At 69.4% G+C, this 24,519-nt stretch carries 23 protein-coding genes; 12 read left to right on the top strand and 11 right to left on the bottom strand.

The window, feature by feature from the left end:
• Positions 1-24: 24 nt before the first annotated feature.
• Both ABZX67_RS06495 and ABZX67_RS06490 read left to right on the top strand, forming a co-directional pair.
• Positions 25-6,279, top strand: a complete 6,255-nt coding sequence (locus ABZX67_RS06495) for an RHS repeat-associated core domain-containing protein (RefSeq protein WP_355355476.1) — start codon at positions 25-27, stop codon at positions 6,277-6,279.
• A gap of 2 nt (positions 6,280-6,281) precedes the next feature.
• Positions 6,282-6,830, top strand: a complete 549-nt coding sequence (locus ABZX67_RS06490) for a hypothetical protein (RefSeq protein WP_355355474.1) — start codon at positions 6,282-6,284, stop codon at positions 6,828-6,830.
• Positions 6,831-6,923: 93 nt separating this feature from the next.
• Here ABZX67_RS06490 and ABZX67_RS06485 read toward each other — a convergent pair whose 3' ends face one another.
• From ABZX67_RS06485 to ABZX67_RS06470, 4 genes are all read right to left on the bottom strand, one after another.
• A complete protein-coding gene (locus ABZX67_RS06485) occupies positions 6,924-7,382 on the bottom strand; it encodes a MarR family winged helix-turn-helix transcriptional regulator (RefSeq protein WP_355355472.1) in 459 nt (152 codons plus the stop codon).
• 75 nt (positions 7,383-7,457) lie between these two features.
• Entirely contained in the window at positions 7,458-7,958 is a 501-nt protein-coding gene (locus ABZX67_RS06480) for a hypothetical protein (protein WP_355355470.1), read from the bottom strand.
• Positions 7,959-8,121: 163 nt separating this feature from the next.
• Entirely contained in the window at positions 8,122-8,364 is a 243-nt protein-coding gene (locus ABZX67_RS06475; protein ID WP_355355468.1) for a DUF397 domain-containing protein, read from the bottom strand.
• Positions 8,361-9,179 carry a helix-turn-helix transcriptional regulator gene (locus ABZX67_RS06470; RefSeq protein WP_355355466.1) on the bottom strand — a complete coding sequence of 273 codons (819 nt, stop codon included), beginning with the start codon at positions 9,177-9,179 and terminating at the stop codon, positions 8,361-8,363. Before ABZX67_RS06470 ends, ABZX67_RS06475 begins: the two co-directional genes overlap by 4 nt.
• Positions 9,180-9,261: 82 nt before the next feature.
• On the opposite strand from ABZX67_RS06470, the gene ABZX67_RS06465 reads away from it, so the two are divergent.
• The gene (locus ABZX67_RS06465; protein WP_355355464.1) at positions 9,262-9,684 is read left to right on the top strand and encodes a hypothetical protein; all 423 of its coding nucleotides are present in this window, start codon (positions 9,262-9,264) and stop codon (positions 9,682-9,684) included.
• Here ABZX67_RS06465 and ABZX67_RS06460 read toward each other — a convergent pair.
• Complete coding sequence (locus ABZX67_RS06460) at positions 9,681-10,280, bottom strand: hypothetical protein (RefSeq protein ID WP_355355462.1); 600 nt, start codon at positions 10,278-10,280, stop codon at positions 9,681-9,683. The genes ABZX67_RS06465 and ABZX67_RS06460 overlap by 4 nt on opposite strands.
• A gap of 54 nt (positions 10,281-10,334) precedes the next feature.
• Positions 10,335-10,862, bottom strand: coding sequence for a hypothetical protein (locus ABZX67_RS06455; RefSeq protein WP_355355460.1), 528 nt, complete (start codon positions 10,860-10,862; stop codon positions 10,335-10,337).
• Positions 10,863-10,985: 123 nt separating this feature from the next.
• On the opposite strand from ABZX67_RS06455, the gene ABZX67_RS06450 reads away from it, so the two are divergent.
• The 4 genes from ABZX67_RS06450 to ABZX67_RS06435 all read left to right on the top strand — a co-directional run bounded on the left by ABZX67_RS06450 (position 10,986) and on the right by ABZX67_RS06435 (position 14,011).
• Positions 10,986-11,528, top strand: a complete 543-nt coding sequence (locus ABZX67_RS06450; protein ID WP_355355458.1) for a GNAT family protein — start codon at positions 10,986-10,988, stop codon at positions 11,526-11,528.
• Positions 11,529-11,662: 134 nt separating this feature from the next.
• Entirely contained in the window at positions 11,663-12,034 is a 372-nt protein-coding gene (locus tag ABZX67_RS06445) for a YciI family protein (RefSeq protein ID WP_355355456.1), read from the top strand.
• Complete coding sequence (locus ABZX67_RS06440; RefSeq protein ID WP_355355454.1) at positions 12,031-13,305, top strand: DUF6596 domain-containing protein; 1,275 nt, start codon at positions 12,031-12,033, stop codon at positions 13,303-13,305. The genes ABZX67_RS06445 and ABZX67_RS06440 overlap by 4 nt, the downstream gene beginning before the upstream one ends.
• Before the next feature lie 40 nt (positions 13,306-13,345).
• Positions 13,346-14,011, top strand: a complete 666-nt coding sequence (locus ABZX67_RS06435) for a DUF5701 family protein (RefSeq protein ID WP_355355452.1) — start codon at positions 13,346-13,348, stop codon at positions 14,009-14,011.
• Positions 14,012-14,023: 12 nt separating this feature from the next.
• Here the strand turns inward: ABZX67_RS06435 and ABZX67_RS06430 are convergent, their stop codons facing one another.
• Complete coding sequence (locus ABZX67_RS06430) at positions 14,024-14,599, bottom strand: dihydrofolate reductase family protein (RefSeq protein ID WP_355355450.1); 576 nt, start codon at positions 14,597-14,599, stop codon at positions 14,024-14,026.
• Positions 14,600-14,777: 178 nt separating this feature from the next.
• Here ABZX67_RS06430 and ABZX67_RS06425 point away from each other — a divergent pair, with 178 nt between their 5' ends.
• From ABZX67_RS06425 to ABZX67_RS06410, 4 genes are all read left to right on the top strand, one after another.
• A complete protein-coding gene (locus ABZX67_RS06425; RefSeq protein WP_355355448.1) occupies positions 14,778-15,251 on the top strand; it encodes a carboxymuconolactone decarboxylase family protein in 474 nt (157 codons plus the stop codon).
• Positions 15,252-15,326: 75 nt separating this feature from the next.
• A complete protein-coding gene (locus ABZX67_RS06420; RefSeq protein ID WP_355355446.1) occupies positions 15,327-16,580 on the top strand; it encodes a PQQ-binding-like beta-propeller repeat protein in 1,254 nt (417 codons plus the stop codon).
• A gap of 67 nt (positions 16,581-16,647) precedes the next feature.
• Complete coding sequence (gene sigJ / locus ABZX67_RS06415) at positions 16,648-17,592, top strand: RNA polymerase sigma factor SigJ (protein ID WP_355355444.1); 945 nt, start codon at positions 16,648-16,650, stop codon at positions 17,590-17,592.
• Between the two features lie 122 nt (positions 17,593-17,714).
• Complete coding sequence (locus tag ABZX67_RS06410) at positions 17,715-18,947, top strand: FAD-dependent oxidoreductase (RefSeq protein WP_355355443.1); 1,233 nt, start codon at positions 17,715-17,717, stop codon at positions 18,945-18,947.
• Here the strand turns inward: ABZX67_RS06410 and ABZX67_RS06405 are convergent.
• The 4 genes from ABZX67_RS06405 to ABZX67_RS06390 all read right to left on the bottom strand — a co-directional run bounded on the left by ABZX67_RS06405 (position 18,885) and on the right by ABZX67_RS06390 (position 23,422).
• Positions 18,885-19,778: a TIGR04222 domain-containing membrane protein gene (locus ABZX67_RS06405; protein ID WP_355355441.1), complete on the bottom strand. Its 894-nt coding sequence runs from the start codon at positions 19,776-19,778 to the stop codon at positions 18,885-18,887. The genes ABZX67_RS06410 and ABZX67_RS06405 overlap by 63 nt on opposite strands.
• A gap of 86 nt (positions 19,779-19,864) precedes the next feature.
• Entirely contained in the window at positions 19,865-21,658 is a 1,794-nt protein-coding gene (locus ABZX67_RS06400) for an insulinase family protein (RefSeq protein ID WP_355355439.1), read from the bottom strand.
• 13 nt (positions 21,659-21,671) lie between these two features.
• Positions 21,672-22,631 (bottom strand): hypothetical protein, encoded by a 960-nt coding sequence (locus tag ABZX67_RS06395; protein ID WP_355355437.1) that lies wholly within the window; start codon positions 22,629-22,631, stop codon positions 21,672-21,674.
• A 101-nt stretch (positions 22,632-22,732) separates the two neighbouring features.
• Positions 22,733-23,422: a GDSL-type esterase/lipase family protein gene (locus tag ABZX67_RS06390; protein WP_355355435.1), complete on the bottom strand. Its 690-nt coding sequence runs from the start codon at positions 23,420-23,422 to the stop codon at positions 22,733-22,735.
• Positions 23,423-23,502: 80 nt separating this feature from the next.
• Here ABZX67_RS06390 and ABZX67_RS06385 point away from each other — a divergent pair, with 80 nt between their 5' ends.
• Entirely contained in the window at positions 23,503-24,519 is a 1,017-nt protein-coding gene (locus ABZX67_RS06385) for a WD40 repeat domain-containing protein (protein WP_355355667.1), read from the top strand.

The raw sequence follows: 24,519 nt of genomic DNA, 5'->3' as shown, positions 1-24,519 counted from the left end.
CGTATTTTTTGAGGGGGGTACAGCGTGAGACGTTTCGGCATGCGCGGCTTGCCGACACTCTTGGCCGCTGCGGTTCTGACCGGGGTGTTGCCGGGTGTCGCGCTCGCGGCGGGGCCGGACGATTCGGTGGAGCTTCCGAAGATGAAGCAACCGAAGGCCGTTCCGGTGCAGAAGGTAGCCGTGGGGAGTGTGAAGCGGCCCGATGCGGCTGCCGCGAACTCCTGGCGCAAAAATGCGCCGAAAGTGACCTGGCCCGCCGCAGGCGCGTCGGAGGTGTCACTCGACAAGGGCGGGCGCGCGGGCGCACTACCCGTTTCGGTCAGCGCGGTTCCTACCGCGAAGGGCGCGAAGAAAGCGGCCGCAGCAGCGAGGGACACCGCCCCGCCCAAGGTGAAGGTGACACTCGCCGGGCGGGACGCCGCGCAAAAGGCTGGAATCGAGGGTCTGTTGCTGTCGGTGCACCGCAGCGACACGGCGAAGAGGGCCGCCGTCGTTCCGGCTCGCGTTACGGTGGACTACTCGTCATTCCGAGGGGCGTACGGTGGTGACTGGGCGGCGCGGCTGCGCCTGGTACAGCTGCCCGCATGCGCGCTGACCACCCCCCAGGTGGCGAAGTGCCGGGTCCAGAAGCCGCTGAGGACGACGAACGACACCCGCGGCGGCCAGGTGACGGCGGAGGCGCCTGCCAGTCGCAGCGTGACCGTACTCGCTGCGACGGCCGACGCGTCCGGTCCAACAGGCGACTACAAGGCGACGTCCCTGCAGTCGTCCGGTTCATGGAGCGCGGGTGGCTCGACCGGTGCATTCACGTGGTCCCAGCCGATCGACGTGCCAGGCGTCCCGGGAGGAGCCCAGCCTGAGATCGCACTGCACTACAACTCCCAGACCGTGGACGGTCGAACCGCGGCGTCCAATAACCAGGCCTCATGGATTGGCGATGGCTGGGACTGGGAACCGGGTTTCATCGAGCGTCGCTACAAGCCCTGCAATGACGACCAGACGGGGGGTACCAACACTGCCAAGGTCGGGGACCTCTGCTGGTACAACGACAACGCCATCCTGAACCTCGGCGGCAAGAACACCGAGCTCGTGTACGAGAAGGGCAAGGGCTGGCACCCTGCCAAGGACGGTGCCGAGAAGGTCGAGAAACTCACCGGCGCCATCAATGGTGACAAGGGTACTGCGGCGCTCGACGGCGAAGGGGAGTACTGGAAGGTCACCGCTGCCGACGGTGTTCAGTACTTCTTCGGCCTCAACCGCCTTCCCGGCTGGAAGGACAACGGGACCGCAGCCGATGATCCCGTGACCAACTCTGCCTGGACAGTGCCGGTGTACGGCAACCAGGTAGGTGAGCCGTGCTACAGCGCCTCCTTCGCGAGTGCATGGTGCCAACAGGCCTGGCGCTGGCAACTCGACTACGTGGTGGCGCCGGGCGGTGACGCCATGGCGTACTACTGGCAGACCGAGGCAAACAACTATGCCCGTAATGTCTCCTTGGTCACCGGGAAGGGCACCGTCACCCCGTACGTTCGAGGCGGGCACCTCGACCACATTGACTACGGACTGCGCAGTGATGCGGTGTATACCGGCAAGGCGATGGGCCAGGTCCACTTCGGTGTAGCAGAGCGTTGCTTGACGAGCTGCGGTACGTTCGATGAGGTAAACGCCAAGAACTGGCCTGACGTGCCCTTCGACCAGTACTGCAAGGACGGAGCAACCGAGTGCAAGGACCAGTTCTCTCCCACGTTCTGGTCCCGTAAGCGTCTGACGTCGATCACCACGAAGTTGCTGACGGGCGGCGTATACAAGGATGTGGATTCGTGGGCGCTGGCACAGGACTTCCCCCCTGCCGGTGATGGCGTCTCCACCCCGATGTGGCTGAAGACCATTACCCGCACGGGTAAGGCTGGTGGCTCTGTCTCACTCCCTCCTGTGTCTTTCGCGGGTGAACAGAGGGCCAACCGAGTCGACAAGACCGGTGATGGCCTGGCCCCCTTCGTTAGGCTTCGCCTATACCAGGTCACGACCGAGACCGGTGCCACTATCGGGGTCATCTACTCCACGCCGGATTGCACCGTCACCACCCTTCCGGCGCCCGACGCTACGAACCACACTCGTTGCTACCCGGTGAAGTGGGCCTACGAGGGAGACACAGCCAAGCTCGACTGGTTCAACACCTACGTTGTGATGCAGGTGGTGGAGGGCGACAACTTGGCGGAGTCCCCGGACAAGGTCACGTCGTATTCGTATCTCGGCGGTGCCGCCTGGGCCGAAAGCACCGATGAGTTCATCAAGGCCGACGAGCGAACTCACTCACTTGCGCGAGGCTACGAGCGGGTTCAGGCTCGCACGGGTGCCGGATCCGATCCCCGAACGTTGACCGAAACGCGTTATTTCCGGGGCCTTGACGGCAAAGCGGTTCTTGACTCAGCGGGGGAAGCAGTCACGGACCGTGAACAATTCGTGGGCATGAAACGGGAAACCGTGACGTACAACGGGGACGACACGGCGAAGCTCGTCTCCGCCACCTCCTACACGCCGTGGCGCTCGACTGTGACCGCCTCCCGCCAACGCGCCGGCCTCCCGGCCCTTGAGGCATACATGACGGGATCCGAGAAGGAGGTGACTCGCACCGCTGTCACCGGGGGCATCCGGTCCACCCAAATTTCCCGAAGCTTCGACGGCTACGGCATGGTGACGGCTGAGTCGTACACCGGTGACACCGCCAAGACGGGTGATGAAAAGTGCGTAACGATGAGCTACGCACGCAACCTCGGCGTGTGGTCGCTCAACAAGCTGTCGCAGAGCGAGACGGTCGCCGTGCCGTGCGGCAGCGTTGTGAACCGTCCGGCAGACGTCATGGACAGCACGCGGACGTACTACGACAACGGGGCTTTGGGGTCTGTGCCCGGACGGGGCCTGATCACGAAGACGGAACGGATCAACGGCAAGGGCGATGCCTATGAGGTCACTGCCATGGTGCCCAGCACATGTGGCGCCGATGGCCGGCAGCTCTGTGCTGACTTGCATGGACGCGCGTTGGCCGCAGCCGACGCGTTCGGCAACGTGACCACCACTGCGTACACGCCTGCCACAGGCGAGGTTGCGGTGAAGACGCTCGTCACCAACGCGCTCGGACATGTGGTCACAACTGTAATAGACCCCTTGCGTGGCCAGCCGACCCAGGTGACCGATGCCAACGGCAAGGTGGTGACCAGCGTGTATGACGCCTTGGGGCGGGTGACCAAGGTGTGGCTGGCAACCCGATCAGCTTCGACTTACCCCGATTCACCGAACTACGTCTTTGACTACCTGGTGCGCAATGACGGTCCCATCGTCACTACCACCAGCACGTTGACGCATGACTCGAAGTACAAGACGGCGTATGCGATCGCAGACGGCATGCTGCGCCCTCGCCAGACCCAGGAAGCTTCGCCCGACCGGGCCGGCCGCCTGGTTACCGAGACGTTTTACGACACGCGCGGCCACGCATGGCGCAACTCGGGTACATACTTCGCTGCCGGAGCCCCGGAGCCGGTGTTGGTCACGGGTCAGGAGCTGAATTATCCGGCGTCGATCGACACGGAGTACGACGGCGCTGGCCGCACGACTGCCGTGGTTTCGAAGCGCTTCGGAGAGGAGACGAGGCGCACAACCACCGTCTATACGGGCGATACCACGACGGTGATCCCGCCGGCGGGGGGAACCGCTACCGCCTCTGTGGTGGACGCTCTGGGGCGTGTCACTGAGAGCAAGCAGTACACCGACGCAGCGCGCACCACGGCCCTGTCAACCAAGTATGTCTTCGACAAGCTCGGCCGTCTCGCCCAGGTGACTGACCCCTCCAACGCGAAGTGGACCTACGCGTACGACGTGCGAGGCCGCCAGATCGAGGTGAATGACCCGGACAAGGGCCTCTCGAAGTCCTTCTATGACCAGGGTGACCGGGTCACGGATGTCATGGACGCTCGTCAACAGACGCTGCATTACGACTATGACGCACTCGGGCGCCGCACCGCACTGAAGCAAGGCACTCTTACGCTGGCGACATGGGTGTACGACACCGTGGCCAAGGGGCATGTTGCCAAGTCGACGCGTTTTGTAGGTGGACATGCCTACGAAACGGCTATCACGTCGTACAACAGCCTTTACCAGCCCGTTGGACAGCAGGTCACCATCCCGGCTGCTGAAGGCGCGCTGGCGGGCACGTACAAGTGGATCAACTCCTACAATCTCAACACCGGCCAGGTCTCCTGGGTGCAGCATCCGGCTGCGGGTGGGCTGCCGCAGGAAAAGGTTTCCAATACCTACACCCCGGTGCAAGGCTTGCTCAACACCGTGGGGGCAGGTGCTGATCCGATCATCTCAGCGAACACATATGACCACTACGGACGGAACATCCGTCAAGAGTTCGGAGCTTTCGGCCAGCATCTCTGGGTCAGCAACGAGTTCGACGAGCACACGGGTGCACTGAGTCGCTCATATCATGACCGTGAGGTAGCCCCCCAGCGCATTAGCGACACCAAGTACGGTTACGACACGGCTGGCAATATCACATCCATCGCGACCGCCTACGGCCAGGACGCCAGCCGGTCCACCGACACGCAGTGCTTCAAACTGGATGATCTGCGCCGTATCACCGAGGCGTGGACCAACATGGGTGAAACGTGTGCGCCCACGCCTTCTGCAGCAGTCGTCGGTGGTGGGGATGCATACTGGACAACGTATACCTATGACGCGGTGGGTAATCGCAAAACCGAGACCAGGCACAAGACCGCATCGGGTCCTATCACCGACACTGTTCGCACCTATGCCGCTCCGTCTGCGGGACGGCATATGCTGCCCATGGTCACCCAGGTGGGTAGTAACCCGCACGAAGAAGTCTTTGGCTACGACGTTGCGGGAAATACCACTAGCCGCAAGATTGGCAGTGCCGCTGAGCAGGTTCTCGGCTGGGACGAAGAGGGTCACCTCAAGTCCGTCACTCAGGGCACGCTGGTCACGTCGTACCTGTACGATACCGAGGGTCAGCGGCTGATTCGGAAGGATTCCTCCGGTGCGACCCTTTATCTTCCGGGTGGCAACGAGCTCAAGCTCGATAAGGCGGGCGTCGTAACCGGTACGCGCTATTACTCGGTAGCCGGCAAGGCGGTCGCCATGCGGGTCGGGGGGAAGCTCACCTTCCTGTTGAGCGACCACCATGGAACGGGCACTACTCAAATCACTGCTGACGCAGTGCAGGCGGTCACGCGCCGCAAGACGACCCCCTTCGGTGAGGCGCGGGGCCCGCAACCCTCGAGCTGGGTGGGCGACAAGGGCTTCGTGGGAGGCACCAAGGACGTCGATACAGGTCTTACCCATCTTGGCGCGCGGGAGTACGACCCGACGCTCGGCAGGTTCATCTCGGTTGACCCGGTCAGGGATCTCACTGATCCGCAGCAGTTGCACGGCTACACGTACAGCAGCAATAACCCAGTCACGCGCAGCGACCCGTCGGGTGAATACGACCCGGACATGATGGACTTTTGCCTGCAGAATCCGAACAGCTGCTCTCATGGTCGTTATGATCACGAAAAGGCGAACCAGGATACTGGAGGAAAGAAGCAAAATCAGTCCAACTACTACACGATCGAATATCAGCAGGAGGATACTGGCTACATCGTCGGCAGGACGAATAAGGATCGCGCCGCGGAGATTCGCAGGAAGAGATTCGTGCAGATCTACTACAAGCGTGAAGGCTATTACGGTGACGTCGTGAAGCTGCTTGATGCGGGGACGAACCTATGCTGGGACACTAAGTTCGCCTGCCGTAATGCAAAAAAGTATGATATGGACGTGCTGGAGGATAAACTCGAATCTGCGCTTGAAAAGATCGACGAGTCGGCCAAGCATCCACATCACGAGTTTGCCTGGGAGGATGACGACTTCCATGTCGCCATGCGGATAGCCATGGAAATGGAGGACGTGCAGTCCATTGTCGCCCGACGGGAGAACGAGCCTGCCCCCGGAGCGGCGGGGAACAAGCAGTTCGATAGTTGGGTGAATGGTATTAGATCCGAGTTCAAGAGGACGGACAATCCTGACCGGATACAGGGCCATCTGACCTCCGCGAACCGGCAGGGGGCTGATGCCGTCTACATTGCGGTAGAGGGAGTGGATCAGCGGGACGCCATGAACAAACTAAACGGTTGGGTGCAGAACACCAGGACGCGAGAGGTCCGGCTCACGACCGTGATCTTCCTTGGTGAAAATTACATCCAAGAAGTAAATCTCAAGTAGGCATGCAGGCTGAAAGTTGTGAGAAAATAATGGGATCGTCCTACGCTTATCCCATCCTGGAGACCTCTGACGTTGGCGAGGTGTTCCGAACGGCCCAGCGTCTGCTGGCGCTATCGGAGGACCGGCACTACACCGTCGTGGAGGGGCGGGCTCGTGCCACGACCAAGGATGAGGTCGAGCGGCTCGCCGCGGCTGTGCCGGACAGCTCTTGCTACTTGTCAGAGGAGCCGCCTCTCACGCTGGAGGTGCCCGAGGAGACGCGTGCGGGCACCTTTGAGGAAGAGTTCGTCCAAGCGGCCCAGGGGGTGGCGGCTTGGCTCCGATGGGATGTCGGTGCCTGGCCGGCCGGGCCCTTCGGCTACCGGGACACCGAGTACAGCGGAGTGCAGCTCGCTCTCAACTCCCGGGAGCTGTCCTTCGAGCCGCCACCGATGGGGGCCGGGCAGCACATGCTGTACGTCTGCGTGGGCAAGAGTGACCGCGAACGAGCGCAGTGGCTTGCCGAACAAGTCGGTCTCCATGTGCTGGGGGAGCCTGTCCAGTCCCTCTGACGGAGCCCCGTGAAGAAAGACCGATGCCCCGGCGGGCCACGCCGGGGCATCGTCGCGTGTACCTCCGTCGACCACCCTTCAGCGCTTGTGCCGCTAGTGGTGCCAGAAGCGTCCGCCCGTGTTGTGGATGAAGCGCTGGAGCACCTTCATCGTGGTCAGGTACTCCTGGTCCGAGATGTCCGCGTGCCGTTCGGCCCACAGCTCGTCCTGGAGGGCCACCGCCTTGGCGTAGAAGGCGCTGCCTTCCGGGGTGAGGGCGAGGCGGCCCTCGGGGTCCTCGGTGATCCAGCCCTGGGTGATGGTCGTGTCGATCTCCGCCTCCATGGTCACCTCGCCCGTGTCGAGGTAGTCCCGGAGGAGGCGGGAGACCTCGGCGCGGGTCTTGGGGGTCTCGGCGCGGGCGACCTGGGCGAGGACCCACCACTGGGGCTGCGTGGTGCCGATCTCGTCGAGGGCGGCGCGGGTGCGGGTGACGACGGCCTTATAGGCGGCCCAACTCCAATAGCCGATGGGCTGCTTGATCAGTTCGGCGTCGCTGTGGGTGTACTCCATGGCTGGTCCCTCCGGTCGTGCGCGGGTGGTTCGCGTTCGGTGGGAAACACCGTAGAAACTCAAGTTGACTTGAGGTCAAGGCGTGATCATGCCGGTGGTGCGGAGTGTGTTCGCGGTGTCCAGCCCCAGGCGGGCCGCCCAGGCGAGAGCGTCATCGAGCGTGGCGTCCTCGTCGGCGAGGCGGGCGGCGGCGAGGTGGCGAGGCACCGCGTCCCCGGCCAGCAAGGCAGTCCGCTGGCGGCCGGTGAGCGCGAGGTAGCGCAGCTCCGGCAGGTCGGCCAGGACGGTCAGGTCGGGGGCGTCGGCCCCGGAAAGGTCGAGGCCGCGCAGGTGGGGCACGGAATGCAGCGGGGTGAGGTCCGTCGGGGCGGTGGTGGTCAGGTCGAGCGACGTCAGGTGGGCGTGCCCGGCGAGCGGCGCCAGATCGCCCTGCGCCAGCGTGACGTGCAGGGACTCGACGGGCAGGTCCCGTAGGGGCGTTAGGTCACCGGTGGTGGAGCGGTTGAGGTGCAGACGGCGCAGCCGGGGCGCGGCGGTGACCGGCGAGAGCTGGTGCGGTCGGCCATCTCCACGCACAGCTTGTACTGCTCCAGGACGGCGGCCCGGTACTGATCGCCCCCGGGCTCGTATCCGGGGGCGTACGCGGCGGGACGGACGGTGGCGTTCCAGAGCGCTTCTCCGATGTCGGTCATGCCCGCATCATGTGGGTGCCCCGGCCCCTGTCAGGAGCGCCTTCGGCTCAGCCGTTCTGGGCGGCGACGAGGAACGCGGACCAGGCGGTGGGGGAGAGGCTGAGGGCGGTGAGGGTGGTGTCCTTGGAGTCGCGGACGTGGACGGTGTGGGGGCAGGCGGCGACCTCGACGCAGTCGCCGCCCTGGTCGCCGCTGTACGAGGACTTAACCCAGGCGACGGCGACCTCGACGCAGTCGCCGCCGTGCGGGCCGCTGTAGCTGCTCTTGACCCAGTTGAGGTCGCTGTTCATAGCGTTCGTGCCGCCTGTTCGATGAGTTCTGCCGAGTCTTCCGGGTTGAGGGCTTGTGCCCGCAGGGAGCTGTACCGAGCGAACACGTCCCCCAGGTCCGGCTGTTCGCTGAGAAAGTATCGTCCGCCCTGTCCTTCGACATAGACCAGTTGTCCGCGCCGCTCGGCTGTATCCAGCAACGTGAAGGGGCCATTGAGGCCGGCATGGGTCTGCCGGTTTTCCGGCATCACTTGGATCTGCACATTCCGTAGCTGGCCGACTTTCAGGATGTGCAGCAGGTTGTCTCTCAGGACGGCCGATCCGCCGAGTGGTTTGGTCAGTGCCGCTTTCTCCAGGACGAAGCTGATGAGCGGCGTGGGCTTGCGGTGGAACAGCGCCTGACGCGCCAACCGCGCTGCGACGCCCGCCTCGATCTCTTCGTCGTCCAGCGGTGGGCACGCGCAGCCGAAGACCGCGCGAGCGTAGGGCTCGGTCTGAAGCAGCCCCGGGATCACCTGGTTCTCGTACTTGTGGACGCCCGCCGCCTTCGCCTCCTCCTCCAAGTAGTCCTCGAACCACGCCGCCACACCGCTCGCCTTCAGCTCCTTCGCCACCTCGATCAGTGCACCTTGTGCACCGAGAAACTCGTCCGCCAGCTCCACGAAGTTGCCCCTCGGGCGCCGCTCCCCGCGCTCGATCATGGCCACCTGGGACTTGGAGTAACCGGTGTGGCGGCCCAACGCCTCCTGGGAGACCTTCGCCCGCTCCCGGTAGAAGCGGAGCAGCCTGCCGAACGCCTTCGCGGCGCCCGGGGTGCCGTTGTTCCCGACTTTCACGCACGTCCTCCCTGATCACACAGCCGCTCACAGACCGCCTGTGGCGCTGGTCACAGTAGAACCGGAGGGCCAAGCTGGCCGCATGAATCAGCGCAATTCGCTTGACAGGGCGCCTTCTTGGGTACCTGCCTCCGGGCACGCCCTGCGGCACGCGGGCATCCACTTCGACGCCGTACGCATCGGCGGGATGCTCGGCGAGGAGGTCGCGTACGAGCTCATGCAGTTCACCGGCTTCGCGGCGGGCCCCATCGTCCGGGAGCTGGCCGGGGAGCAGAACCTCTACTTCCTCCTGCCGCCGCAGACGGCACGCGCGTACGCCTGGCCGGCGGGGGTGAGGGCGCTGAGCCGGGACGGGCGCGGGGCGGCGTTCGTCGGGGTGCCCGCGCTCGACGGGCTGACGTGGCCGCTGGACTGGCGGTCGCGGCCCACGGCGGAGGCTCCGTTCGTGGAGCCGGACCTGTTGCACGAGACGGTGGTCCGGGTGGTGACGGGCACGGTCGCCTAAAGCCGGTCTTGACCGGTCCAAGTGGCCACGAGGTCGCGGTAGCCCGCGAAGCGGGGGCCGGGCACCGTCTCCTGGATCGGCTGGCCGTTCAGCCAGCAGATGTGCAAGGTGTCGCTCTCGGTGTCGAGCGCGCAGCACACTCCGCCGCTGGCGGCAGTAAGGTCGGTGAACACCGCTCTGACGCTTGAGGAACGCTCGAACATCCGGCTCATCCCCGACGTGGCCGCAGTGAACTGCAGTGACGCGTAGTGAGGGTGGAGCGGGGGCGCGAACTCGACCGTGAGGTAGACGTACCCGATCGCGATTCTCCCGAGCTCGTCGAGTTCCGAGTCCCGGACCTCGGAGAACCCGCGCACCGAGTCGTCGACGTCGACCATGATCGAGGTGTCGAGTGACAGCGTGCGGCTTGTGGAGCAGTCGACCGGGTCGCTTCTGAAGCGGGAGGTGAACGGGACGTTGACCTGCTCACCGCCGGGCAGAGTGACCGTGAGCGGCGGCACGCGGCGGGTGCGCGGTGCCAAGTCGGCGAGCTGGGAGAGTGCGCGGGCGACGTTCCGGGCGGGAGTGATGATCTCGTAGCTGTAGTCGAGCCCCATGCATTTCACCCCTGTAGACCGAACCGCGCCGAGCCGAACCTTCCCATGACATGCCTACATGTGGCTTGGTTTGGTTGGAGGTTGAAGGAGCGGGCTAGGGGGCTGGCACCTACGGTTGCCCGTCAGGGCGATCCCGCCGAGGTTGTCGGCCGCCTGACCCTTGAGCTCCGGCGGTACGGGCCCTCCACCGATGGTGATCCGCCAGGGGCCCGACGAGAGGTGGATCCCGCTACCGTCCCCGGGGCGGATCTCGCTCTCGGGCATCAACAGTTTCCACCCGCGCTCTTCGAGACTGTGGACGACCTTCACGAGGTCCGACCGCTCCGGAGCGGTACGGGTCAGGACGGCGAGGTTGGTGACACAGTGACGGTTCTGCGGCTCTACCGGCCCGTCCCGGAAGTCCTGTGCGAGATCCTTGGTGGCGTACCTGAAGTCCTCCACCACGTCGTCCCTGGTCTTCTCCTCTGCCTGGGGCGGCGCGGTGGCGGAGGCCGACTGCTTCGGCTTCGGGGCCGGTGGCGCGGCCTTGTCGGTGTCGCCGACCCCACAGCCCGCGACCATCAGTACGGTCGCCGCCGCCATGACACTTCCCGCCCTGCTGAACCTCTGCACCCCCCTTCGTCGACGGCGAAGTGTGGCACGCTGCTTGCGCGGTGACCGATTATTTGTTTGCCGCCGTCCGGCCCGGCCGGATAGGAACCTCGCATGCTTCGAGGCAGCAAAGTCGGGCTCAGGGCCCGGTACGAGGAAGACATCCCGGTCCTGCGGACAGAGCTCTACGACGACGTGGTCGGCGCCTCGCGCGCCGAAGGCGTGCCGTGGCGGCCGATCACGCCCGGTTCGAGCGATCCGCGGCTCGTGGTGGACGACAAACAGCAGGGAAGCGTCCCGTTCTCCGTGGTGGAGCTGGACGGCGGCACGCTGGTCGGCACCGCGACGCTGTGGGGCATCGACAACCACCACCGGTCTGCGCACATCGGGCTGGGGATGCTGCCGTCCTGCCGCGGCAAGGGATACGGCACCGACGTGGTCGCGGTGCTGTGCCACTACGGGTTCGTCGTGCGCGGCCTGCGGCGGCTGCAGATCGAGACGCTGGCGGACAACGCCGCGATGCTGCGCTCCGCCGAGCGCAACGGCTTCGTCCGCGAGGGTGTGCTGCGCTCCTCGCACTGGGCGATGGGCGAGTTCCTGGACGAGGTGGTGCTCGGACTCCTCGCCGAGGAGTGGAAGCCGGACGCGAAGGGCTAGGTTCCGCTCGCCCGGTCACCCGTGTAAAAGATCTTGGGAAAAGTTCGTCGTCGGATGTCGAGGACCCGTTCCCCGCTCCGACCAAGGGGTGACAGCGCGCCGACGGGGCGCGCGGGACGGGGAGGACACCCGAGATGAAGTACGTCGCGATGATCTACGGCAACCAGGCCAAGTGGGACTCCTTCCCCGCCGAGGCGTGGCCCGAGGCGATCGCCAAGCAGGAGGCGTTCAACGCGAAGTACCGCGCGAGCGGGGAGCTGCTGGGGGCGTACGGGCTGGCGGACGCGGCCAACGCGCAGCTGGTGCGGCGTGGTGAGGGCGGGGTTCCGGCGGTCACGGACGGGCCGTACCTGGAGACGAAGGAGTACCTCGCCAGCTTCTACATGCTGGACTGCGACAGCCTGGAGCGGGCGCAGGAGATCGCGGCGGACATGCCGTTCGCGGACGTGGAGCCGGTGGAGCTGTGGCCGGTGCTGCACGAGTCCACGGTTTCGGCGGACGTGTGAGCACCACGCACCACGGGGTCGAGGACCTGCTGCGCGAGCTGGCGCCGCAGGTCTTCGGCGTGCTCGTACGGCGGTACGGCGTCTTCGACGCGTGCGAGGACGCCGTGCAGGAGGCGCTGCTGGCCGCGGCGGTGCAGTGGCCGGAGGCGGGGGTGCCGGACAGTCCGCGCGGCTGGCTGGTGACCGTCGCCTCGCGGAAGCTGGTCGACCAGGTACGCAGCGAGAGCGCCCGGCGGCGCCGCGAGGAGACCCTCGCGCTGGCCACGCCGCAGGCGGAGCTGCTGAGCCGTACCGCCGACGACGTACCGGCCGGGGACCGGGACGATTCGCTGGCGCTGCTGTTCCTGTGCTGCCATCCGGCGCTGTCGTCGGCCAGCCGCATCGCGCTGACGCTGCGCGCGGTCGGCGGGCTGACCACGGCGCAGATCGCGGCGGCGTTCCTGGTTCCCGAGGCGACGATGGCGCAGCGCGTCAGCCGCGCCAAGCAGGCCGTCAAGGCGGCCGGGGCCGCCTCGCTCGTGATGCCGGAGGGGGCCGAGTTCGCCGCTCGGCTGGGCGAGGTGCGGCACGTGCTGTACCTCGTCTTCAACGAGGGCTACACCGCCACCGGCGGCGCCGACCTGACGGCGCCCGAGCTGTCCACGGAGGCGATCCGGCTCACCCGGCTGCTGCACCGGCTGGTGCCCGAGGACGCCGAGACGGCCGGGCTGCTGGCGCTGATGCTGCTGACGGACGCGCGGCGCCCCGCCCGTACCGGGCCGTCCGGGGAGCTGGTGCCGCTGGGGGAACAGGACCGGGACCGGTGGGACGGTCGGCTCATCGAGGAGGGCGTCGACCTGATCAGCCGGACCCTGCCGCGCGGGCGGGTGGGCCCGTACCAACTACAAGCCGCCATCGCGGCGGTGCACGACGAGGCGCGGGACACCGACGCGACCGACTGGCCGCAGATCCTCGCGCTGTACGAGCTGCTGGAGCGGTTCGGGCCCAACCCGGTGGTGACGCTGAATCGCGCGGTCGCCGTCGCCATGGTGCACGGCCCGGCCGCCGGGCTCGACCTGCTCGCGGAGTTGGAGGCCGACGGCCGCCTGGCCCGCCACCACCGGCTGTACGCGACGCGGGCGCACCTGCTGGAGCTGCTCGGCGACCAGGAGTCCGCGGCGGCCGCGTACCGCGAGGCCGCGCGCCGTACGACGAGCGGCCAGGAGCGGCGGCACCTCACGGGCCGGGCGCAGCGGGCCGAGCGGGAACATTCCGGCGGGCCGCCTCGTTGACCCGGGGCCACCGCTTCGAACAGCCAACCGGGGGAGTGCTGTGCCCGAATCCGTGTCCACCGCTGTGACCACCCTTCCGACGCTCAGCGCCCAGGCGGAGCGCCTCATCGAGCTCGGGGTGCACGAGCTCGCGGGGCTGTCCGCCGAGGAGGTGCGCGCCTACGCCGAAGGCGCCCACCGTGTGGGCGTCGACGGTGACGTCCTGCTCGCCGTCCACCCGGACCGTGTCCCCGCCTCGGCCCTCGCATCACTGCTCCGCCGCGCGGGCAAGCCCGGTTTCGTCGTCGCCGACATGCACGACGTCGACGACTTCGCCCCCGTCGGCCCCATGGAGCTGCCCGACACCCCTCTCTACGTCGTCACCGGCCTCGACCGCGGCGACGACATGGCCAACTGGACTCCGGAGGAGGCGCTCCCCGCCCTCACCGCGAAGGACCGCACCCCGCTGGTCCTCACCGAGGGCATCCACTGGGTGCTCCAGCAGCCCGAGGCCCTGGAGCGCAACCACTGCTTCATGACCATCGGTTCGCGGCTGCGCAAGGCCAACGGCACCTTCGACGCCCGCACCCCGGCCATCTGGATCAGCAACGGCACCGGCCGCGACGGGCGCGAGCGGCGCGACGCCCCGAAGGTGGGCTGGTGCTGGTGGGGCAACCGCCACACCTGGCTGGGCTTCGGCTCGGCCACCGGGCGCCGCGCGTCCTAGGCCTAGGGACGGTCAGCGGACGACGTCGAAGACCTGCTTCTGCAGGCCGTTGGCGTACGCCGCGTGCTCGACCAGCTTCAGCTTCTGGACGTCCTTGTCCGTGGCGCTGAAGAGGCGCTTGCCCGCGCCGAGGAGGAGCGGGAAGACGAGCAGGTGGTAGCGGTCGATCAGGCCCGCGTCCGACAGGGCGTGGTTCAGGGTCGCGCTGCCGTGGACGATGATCGGGCCGCCCTCGGTCTGCTTGAGGGCGGCGACGTCGTCGACGGAGCGCAGGATCGTCGTCTCGCACCAGTGGGAGACCAGGGCGTCCTCGGTGAGGGTGGTGGAGACGACGTACTTCGGCATCGACTTGTAGTCGGCGAAGTCCTCCATGTCGGGCCACACCGCGCTGAACGCCTCGTAGCTGGTCCGGCCCATCAGCATCGCGGAGGCCTCCTTCTGCTCCCGGCCCTTGATCTCGAAGGCCTCGGGGAGGAACTCGACGTGCTTGAAGGTCCATCCGGAGTTCCGGTATCCGGGCTCGCCGCCCGGAGCTTCCACGACGCCGTCGAGGGAGATGAAGGCGGTGCTGATCAGGGTGCGGGGCATGGCGGGATCCTCCGGTGTTCCGTGTTGGTCTCGGCTATTCGACCGTCGCTCACGGCGGAAGTCATCGGTGGTGGGGCCCCGGCGCGGGGAGACGCGCGTCACATTCCTTCATGTCACAACCTGCCCCGTCCGTCTCGTCACAGAGGGGTATCCGCCAGCAACGGCCAAGGAGCGCACCATGGAAGCCCGCCTGACACTCTTCTCGAGCCCGGTCGCCGCCACGTTCGTCAAGCACCTCGCCACGGCGGGCAAGGTCCTGGAGGACTCGACCGTGCCCGTCGCGACCCAGCAGCTGGTAACCCTCCGTGCGAGCCAGATCAACGGCTGCGGCTTCTGCGTCGACATGCACACCAAGGACGCCGTCCACGCCGGGGAGGACCCGCTGCGCCTCAACCTGGTCGCGGCCTGGCGGGAGGCCACGGTCTTCACCGACGCCGAGCGCGCCGCGCTGGAGCTCGTCGAGCAGGGCACGCGCATCGCGGACGCGGCCGGTGGCGTCACGGACGAGGCATGGGTGAACGCCGCGAAGCACTACGACGAGGAGCAGCTCGCCGCGCTGGTGTCGACCATCGCCCTCATCAACGCCTTCAACCGCCTGAACGTCATCGTCCGGAACCCCGCCGGTGACTACCAGCCCGGGCAGTTCGGGTAGTCGGCCCGGCTCCTGGCGGGCCGTCCTCCCCTACCCTGAGGCCTTCGAACTGCTGGACCAGGGGTGGGGATCCGTATGGCGACGCGCACGACCGAGGACTCGGTACCAGGGGGGTGGGCGCGGGTGATCGCGCTCGTGGCGGTGATCGCCGTGCCGCTCGGGCTCCTGGGGGGTCTCGCCTCCTGGATCGCCTCCTCGCTGGGCTACATGCCCGGCGACTCCATGGAACGCGTCTGGAACACCCCGTACGACCGCCCGGCCGACACGCACGGCAACGCCGCCTGGCTCGTCGGGGACACCGTCGTCCGCAGCCGCTACGACGCCGTCACCGCCTTCGACGCCGGCTCGGGGAAGCGGCGCTGGGAGTACAACCCGCCCAGGACGGCGGACATCTGCGCGACCAGTCGCGCCGCGGCGGGCTCCGTCGCACTGATCGGGCTCGGTGACGATGACAAGGGCTGTGCCACCGTCGCCGCGATCGACCTGGGGAACGGCCGCGAGCTGTGGCGGACCGCCCGCGGGCCGGCCGACGGTCGGCTGGGCGGTGGGGAGGACCTCCTCGCGGTCGGCGGCGGCCTCGCCGTGGGCCTCCCCGGGGACCGGACCGTGAGCGCCTACGACCTGCGTACCGGCGCCCCGCGATGGAAGGCCGCCGTACCGAAGGGCTGCGCTCCGGGCGGGGTCGACGCCTCGGCGGAGCAGGTCCTCGCGATCCTCGTCTGCGACGAGATGAAGCTCGCCGCGTACGACCCGGCCGACGGGAAGGCACGGTGGACGGTCCCCCTCGGCGACCGGCGCCCCATCGGTACGGACGCGACGGTGGGCTTCCTGGCCGCCGAACCGGCGGTGCTCGGCGTCAGGATGCCGGAGTCGTACGGGACCGGGACCAACTCCTTCGTCTCGTTCGGGCCGGACGGCCGCCGCCGGGCGCTGATCGAGTCCGTCGGCGACAACGCCGGCATCCCGGTGGGCCTCCAGGGACGTGTGGCCGTCGACGGCGGGAAGCTCTTCGCCGACGTCGGTGGGAAGGTGGTCGCCTACGACCTGGCGAGCGGGGACGCGGTGTGGCGGGAGTCCGTGTCCGGCGGGATCACGGCACTGCACGCGGGCGGCGGCCGGGTGACGGTCCTGACCCGCGAAAGGAAGGGCCTCGACCAGTTGTACGTCCACGACGCAGCCACCGGCGAGCGGAAGGACCACCGCACCTTCAACCGCGACGCGGACGACGGGAACGCGGAGCTGGCGGGCCTCCTGAGGCACAAGGACCTGTTGATCGCCGTCCGCCGGGGTAAGGACGTACGGCCCTTCTCGGGGTACGCGACCTGGTGACGGGTCCGATCAGCCGAAACCGTCAACCTCGGGCCGCTCCGCCCCGCGGCTGACTAGGATCGCGCGCATGGCCCTGATCACGAGTGACGTCGAGCGGTTCGAGGCTGCCAGGCCCCGGCTGGAGGCCATCGCCTACCGGCTGCTCGGGTCGGCGAGCGAGGCGGAGGACGCCGTGCAGGAAACGTTCCTGCGCTGGCAGGCGGCCGACGTCGAGCGGATCGAGGTGCCGGAGGCCTGGCTGACGAAGGTCCTCACCAACCTCTGCCTCAACCTGCTCAGTTCGGCGCGCGCCCGGCGCGAGACGTACGTGGGGCAGTGGCTTCCCGAGCCGCTGCTCGCCGGGGACCCGATGCTCGGCCCGGCCGACACCGCCGAGCAGCGCGAGTCGGTGTCGTACGCCGTCCTCGTCCTGCTGGAGCGCCTGTCGCCGGGCGAGCGGGCGGTGTACGTGCTGCGGGAGGCCTTCGACTACCCGCACCGGGAGATCGCCGCGATCCTCGACATCACCGAGGCGGCCAGCCAGCAGACCTACCACCGGGCCAAGAAGCACGTCGCGGACGGCAGGGCGCGTACCGAGATCGACGAGGCCGCCGCCCGCAGGATCATCGAGGAGTTCCTGGCCGCGGCGACCAGCGGCCGTACCGAACCCCTCGTACGCCTGCTCACCCAGGACGCGATCGCGGCCGGTGACGGCGGCGGGAAGGTCCCGGCGCGCGCGAAGGCGTTCGAGGGCGCCCTCGCGGTCGCGAAGTTCATGCGCGGCCTGTTCAAGCCCAGCGCCGCCAAGCGCGCCTACGTCGGCGGCGCGCCCGACATCTACGCCACGACCGCCAACGGCGAGCCCGCCATCGTGGCGGTCGTGGACGGCCGGGTCGTCGCGGTCACCTGCCTGGAGGTCACGGCGGAGGGCATCGTCGCGATCCTCAGCCAGGCCAACCCCGACAAGCTCGTGCGCGCGACCGAGCGGTGGGCCGCCGCGCATCAGGGAGAGCCCCCGCTCTACACGCTCTGACCACCTCCAGCCGGATGTGACGTGCTTCACATCCTGAACCTGTCAGGAAACTCCGGGCTGTCCGGTTCAAGGGGCGAAACCGCGCCAGACAGCGGCGGAACCTCGCAGACAGGAGCAGGCCCATGCAGCACCGCATTGTCGTCCTCGGAGCCGGCTACACCGGAGCCGTCGCCGCCGGCCGCCTCGCCCGGCGACTGCACCGCGCGGACGTCACCATCACCCTCGTCAACCCCGAGCCCGACTTCGTCGAGCGCGTCCGGCTGCACCAGCTCGCCGTCGGGCAGGACCTCAAGCCCCGCCCGCTGAGCGAGATGTTCGCGGGTACGGGTGTGGAGCTGAAGCTCGCGAAGGTCACCGCCGTGGACGTCGACCGCAGGACGGTGACGGTCACCGGCGCGAACGGCCCCGAGCGCGAGGACCTGGCGTACGACACGCTGGTCTACGCCCTCGGCAGCGGCTGGAACGACGGCGGCGTGCCCGGCGCCGTCACCCACGCGTACGAGGTCTCCAGCCGCCCCGGCGCCCTGCGCCTGCGCGACCGCCTGGCCGCCCTGGGCGCCGGACGGCCCGTGGTCGTGGTCGGCGGCGGACTGACCGGCCTGGAGGCCGCGACCGAGATCGCCGAGGCCCGCCCGGACCTCGACGTGGCGCTGGCCACCCACGGCGCCCTCGGCGACTGGCTCTCCGAGAAGGGCCGCGCCCACCTGCGGAAGGTGGCGGACCAGCTCGGCATCACGGTCCACGAGTACGCGGCGGTCGACGCCGTGGAGGCGGACCGGGTGACGACGGCCGACGGCCGGACCATCCCCGCCGAGGTCACCGTCTGGACCACCGGTTTCGCCGTCCACCCGATCGCCCAGGCCACCGCCCTGGAGCTCGCCGACCGGGGCCAGATCGTCGTCGACGCCACGATGCGCTCGGTCTCCCACCCGGACGTGTACGCCGTGGGCGACGCGGCGATGGCCATCGGGCCCAACGACAAGCCGCTGCGCATGTCGTGCGCCTCGGGCGTTCCCATGGCCTGGCAGGCCGCCGACGCCATCGCCGCCCGGCTGGCCGGGGTCAAGGTGCCCCGCGTCCCCATCCGCTACTTCCAGCAGTGCGTCTCGCTCGGCCGCACGGAGGGCCTGATCCAGTTCGTCACCGCCGACGACCAGGCGAAGGACGGCGCCCTGACGGGCCGCCTGGCCGCGCTCTACAAGGAGCTGATCTGCAAGGGAGCCGCCTGGGGTGTCGCCCACCCGACGCTGGGCATGCCGTCCCGGCGCCGCCGGGTCGTGCGGACTCCCGGTTCAGCCGCTGCTGCCGCACCCGCTTCCGCAGCCACTGCCGCCGCCCCCACCACCGCAGCTTGAGGCCGCCCCCGCGGCGCCGTCGCCCGGCGAGCCCCAGTCGGCGGCGGCGCCGCACCAGGGGGCGAGGGTGCCGCTGACGGCGGCGCCGGAGCCGCTGCCGTAGGGGCTCTGGCGGGCCTTCCAGGTCTCGGGCGTGACCAGGGCCAGCAGTTCGGGCTCCTGGGAGGCGGCGAGGCCGTCGAGGGCGACGGCGACGGTGGACGGGCGGTCGCACGTGGCGCGCAGGGTGTTGAGTGTCCACTGGACGCGGTACGGCACCCGCGCCGCCACCGGCTTGAGCAGCCGGAAGGTGACGACGGCCGCGGCGGACAGCGCGAAGCCCGCCCACCAGAAGGCGGACGGGCCGGTGGCGACGTCGACGGCGGACAGGGCGCCCGCCAGGGGTGCCGACCACCACAGCAGGCCGCGCGACCGGCGCTGGGACCGGTGCAGGGCGGGACCCAGTACCAGGCCCTCCGCTTCCAGGCGGTCGCCGATGGACTGCACCGCACGGCTCGTGGACGCGCGGGCCACCAGCTTGCCGAGGCGCTCGGTGCGGGCCACTCCCGCCGCCTGCACCAGGGCCTTTTCGAGGGAATCAGCCGCGTACACGTCGTCGTGGACGGTGACCGTGCCGTCGTCGGAGACGGACAGCCGGCCCTCCCGCTTCATGCGGAACAGCAGCGTCGTCACCACCCGGCGCGGCCCGCCCGCCAGGAAGGCGAGCTCCTCGGCGGACAGGTCCTCGCGGACCCGCCCGCCGCCGTCCATCGCCCTCGCGATCCTCGCCGCGACGGCAAGGCGGTAGCCGACCGCCGTGCCCACGACGATCAGTGCCAGCACATAGAACATCGCCGTTCCCCCGTTCCCCGTACGGGAGTTGTCCCCGGGACGGGAGATCGGCAAGCTCAGCGACGGCGGGCTCAGCAGCTGCGGGCTCAGCGGCTGCGGGCCGCCCTGCGGAACTGCCAGCGGCGGCGGGCGGTGGCAGCCAGCGGGACGGCGATCGCCGCCTGGATCAGCCACAGCGTGAAGAGGAAGCCCCAGTCCGGGTCCGCCGTTTGCGACGAGGCGAACTCGTCGGCCGTACCCGTCAGCGTGACCAGCCCCCACAGCACCGACAGCACGCCGAACAGCCACAGCTTGGACGTCGAGCCCCGCTCACCGGCGGCGGCCGGTTCCGGGCGGCGCGGCTGGGGCTGCGGGATGCGGTCGGGGGAGCGCGCCGGCATCGGGACGACCACGTGCTGCGGGACCGCCGCGTCGATCGGGGCGAGCGCGTCGGGCGTCAGCTCGTACAGCGTCGGCTCGACGGGAACGCTCATGCCGTCGAGGCCGATGAGGCTCCGGCCGCCGTCGGCGTAGACGAGCATGGCCGCGCACTGGTCGTAGCGCACGCTGGCCCGGTTTCCGGGCGAGACCAGGCTGACGCCCTCGGCGCCGACGATCAGCGCCGCGCGGGAGTCGGTGCGGTAGGCGTGGCGGCGGCCCGGGAGCACCTCGGCCGACTGCGATGGCGCCTCGTGGAACCCGGCCCAGTCGGCGCCCCGGTCGCCGGGCACCTTCAGCAGGGCGTTCGCCCACACCTCCTGGGCGACGGCGTGCAGGTCGGCGGGGGTGAGGGCGTCCAGCTCGGCGAGGTACGCGTCGTCGCCGGGCAGCGGGTGGCCGGTCAGCAGCCCGAGGGCGTACGCGGGCAGCTGCGCGGCGGCGAGGTCGGGGACCTCGTACATCTTGCGGCGGGCGGCGCGTACGGCGGCGAAGTCGGTCTCGTCGACGCGCCCGGCGCGCAGGGCGGCGAGGACGTCGATGAAGCCGCCGATGACCGCGTCCTGCTTCTGCGGGAGCGCGTCCGCGAGCGCCGTGATCGTCGCGAAGTCGGCGTCCCGGTGCGTGTAGTCGCTGTCGGCGGTGTACGACAGGCCGCCCTTCTGGCGCAGCTCGCGGAAGAGCGCCTTGCCGAGTACGTCCGAGAAGACGGCGGCGGCGGTCGAGCGGCGGACCACGGCGTCGAGGACGACGACACCGTCGTCGCCGTGGAAGTAGGCGGGGGTGTGGGGGAGGGCGGACGTCACGGTCGGCATGGGGTGGCGGGGGCCGGACGGCAGGCGCAGGTCCAGCTCCACGTCCAGGCCCTCGGGCAGGTCCCCGGACGGGTTGTCGCACGCGATCCAGAGGACGGCGTTCTCGCGGGTGAAGCGGGTGGCCGCCCAGTGGCGTATCGCGGAGGCGTCGAGCCGGGGCAGGCCCAGTTCCCGGTACGAGGTGAGGCCATGGCCCTGGGCGCCGTAACGCCACAGGGGGAGGTCGGAGTGCGGGCCGGTGCCGCGCCCGGCGGCCTCGGTGCGGAGGATCTCCTTCTCCGTCTCCATCCGCTCCACGGGCAGGTCGCGCAGGGCCGCGCAGACGTCGTTGAGGTACGCGACGATCTCGGAGCGGTCGCCGGTGACGTGGAAGTGGGTGTGGGTGGCGTCGGTGGTGCCGTTGTAGTGGTGCGGGCCGGCGCCGTCGATGCCGTGGCGGTGCAGGGCCAGGTGCTCGACGAGGTGCGTGATGCCGCGCGTGGCGAGCGTCTCGTCGGCGCTGCCGACGCGGAAGAGCAGACCGGCGGAGGCCGGGCCGGGGCGGTGCGCGAAGACGGTGCGTACGCCGTCGATCACGGTCTCGCGTATGCCGGCGACGGGGCTGCCGGTGCCCTGGCTGCCCTGGCTCGTCGGACCCATCGGGCTCATCGGATTCATCGGATCAGCCCTTTGCCAGTGCGTGCTTGCGGTGCCGGAGGAACGCGGCCGCCGGGTCGTCGTCGAGGTAGTCCCACGGGTGCCGGGTCGCGGCGTCGCCGAGGGCGCGGAAGTGCGGGGCGGCCTCCGCGTAGTGGCCGCCCAGGGAGAGGGCGGCGGCGAAGAAGCCGTGGGCGGAGATCCAGTGGAAGCCCGGGCGGTAGTGCGGGTGCAGTACGGAGTGGGCGGCCGCGGCCGTCAGCTCGTCGCGGACCGCGGGCTGGGCCATCCAGCGCCCGCCCTCGCGGGGCGAGAGGTCGAGCCACTTCTCCAGGTGCGCCTCGGCGACCAGGGTGGCGCTGTGCCCGCCCGGCGGGACGGCGGCCGCGCACTCCTCGGCGAAGCCGAAGGCGGCCTCCCAGGAGCCGCCCCACTTCGGGCACAGCAGCTGGAGCAGCTGCGTCTGCGCCGGGTAGTGGTGGGGGTGGTGCTCGGCGAGCCGGTCGTAGCGGCGGCGGGTCTCGCTGTGGCCGAGTTCCAGGCCCCGGGCGGTGATCAGGCGCAGGTACCAGCCGAGGGCGTAGTCGGGGTACTCGGCGCAGACCTCGATGAGCAGCCCCTCGGCGCGGCGCAGCCAGGCGTGGAACTGGTCGAACTGCTCGCGCGAGACGTGCTGGGCGCGGGCGCTGGAGCGGATGCCCCAGCCGACGCGGATGCGGCGGTCGGCGAGGAGGCAGCGGGCGAGCGGGTCGCCGGGGTGGTCGGCGACGGCCTGCTCCAGGAACGCCTCACAGCCGTCGAGGCCGCCGACGTACGAGCAGGCGTAGGCGCGCTCGTCCTCGTGGGTGAGGCCGGCGAAGAAGCGGGCGACGGCCGGCCAGTCGCGCTCCGCCACGGCGGTGCGGAGGGTGACGAGGACGGGCATGGTGACGTGGGCGTCGAAGCATGGGCGCGCCGAGAAGACCGATGACGCGGAGTTGAGCACGGAGATCTGTTCCCCCCAAGGAACGCGCACACGGGGTGGTGCGCACAGTGGTCCCGGAGGGTAGCAGTCCGCTTCTGCGGTGGCCCTACCCGGTGCTGCCGCTACCTGCCCTTGGACGCGTACGGGCCGCCGATGTCCCACGCCTGGTACATCGCCGTCGCGAAGGCCGCCGCCAGCTTGTGCTCGCCGGAGGGGCCGGGGTGGGTGCCGTCGTACGTGTCGTAGTGGAGGTCGTACGCCTCCGGGGGCGTCGCCAGGAGCAGGGGCGAGCCCGGCTGGTCGAGGTCGGCGACCGCCTTCGCGAGCAGCTCGTTGAAGCGGGCGCACTCGGCGGCGAAGTCGGGTTCGTCGCGGGCGCGGACGTTCGGTATGACGGGGAGGAGCACGGCGCGGACGCGGGGGTTCGCGGCGCGGGCCTCCTGGAGGAAGACGCGGGTGTTCTCGGCGGTCTGGTCGCTGTTGGTGTAGAAGCCGAGGTCGATCAGGCCGAGGGCGACGAGCAGGACGTCCGCCTTGGTGGAGGCGACGGCCTGGCGGATGAGGGGCGCCATGTGGAGCCAGCCCTCGCCCCAGCCGGCCAGGTGCCGCCGGGCCCTGGCGGGGAAGTCGGGGTCGGCGTACGCGTGCGAGACGGGCGCGTCGGCGGAGGTGTCGTACAGCTCGGTGCGCGGGCCGACGATGGCGTAAGGGCCGCCGAAGGTGGCGTTGAGGTGCTGCCACATGCGGTAGCGCCAGGTGTAGTCGCCGGCGCGTCCGATGGTTTGGCTGTCGCCGACGAACATGAAACGCATACGGCCATCATCCCCGACCGGGCCCCCGGCCGGGGAGCGCGGGGGCGATGTGACCGTGGACACTGGGGCGTATGGCTGCGATGGCTTTGTTGCGTACGGCAGTGGCGGGTTTCCTGCTGGCGGGTGCCCTGGGGGCCGCCGCCGGTCCGGCGGTGGCGGACGACGGCGGGTTCACCCTCGAGGACCCGCGGATCACCGAGTCCAGCGGACTCGCGGCCAGCCGCGCCCACCCGGGCGTCTACTGGACGCACAACGACCAGGACGGGCCGCGCGTCTTCGCCGTCGACGGGCGCACCGGCCGGACGGTCGCCACGGTCACGCTGCGCGGGATCGGCACCCCGCGCGACATGGAGGCCGTCTCGGTCGGCCCGGACGGAGCCGTGTACGTCGGGGACATCGGGGACAACCTCAACGGCACCTGGGACCACGTGTGGATCTACCGCTTCCCCGAGCCGAAGGAGCTCGGCGACCGGACGGTCGACGCCACTCAGTACACCGTCCGGTACGCCGACGGGCCGCGCGACGCCGAGGCGCTGATGGTGCACCCGAAGACGGGCCGCGTGTACATCGCGTCGAAGAACGAGGACGGCGGCGGCCTGTACGAAGGGCCCGCGCGGCTCTCCGCGGACGGCGCCAACGTCTTCCGGCGCGTCGGCGAGGTGCCGTGGGTGACGGACGGCGCCTTCTCGCCGGACGGGACGGAGCTGGTGCTGCGGAGCTACTTCAGCGCGCGGGCGTACGCGTGGGAGGGCGGGGGCCGGCTGGGGGAGGAGAGGCGGGTGTCCGCGCCGCTGCAGCGGCAGTCGGAGTCGGTGACGTACACGCTGGACGGCACGGCGCTGATGATCGGCTCGGAGGGGAAGGGGAGCGAGGTCGTCCGGGTGCCGGTGGAACGGGGGGCAGGTGCCGGTTCCGGACAGACGCGGACGCCGGCTCCCGGCTCCCCTTCGGACGGCGGGAGCTCGGCGGACGGCGGCTCGGGCGGCGGCGCGTCCGGAGAGGGCGGGAACGCCACCTTGGGCGCGCTCGTGCTGGGCGCGGTCGCGGTGGGCGCCTTCTGGCTGAGGCGCGCTCGCGGGCGGCGTCCGCGCGGGTAG

It is taken from the genome of Streptomyces sp. NPDC003036 (assembly GCF_040611175.1).
Taxonomy (GTDB): Bacteria; Actinomycetota; Actinomycetes; order Streptomycetales; family Streptomycetaceae; genus Streptomyces.
This window is presented reverse-complemented; position numbering and strand designations above follow the sequence as displayed.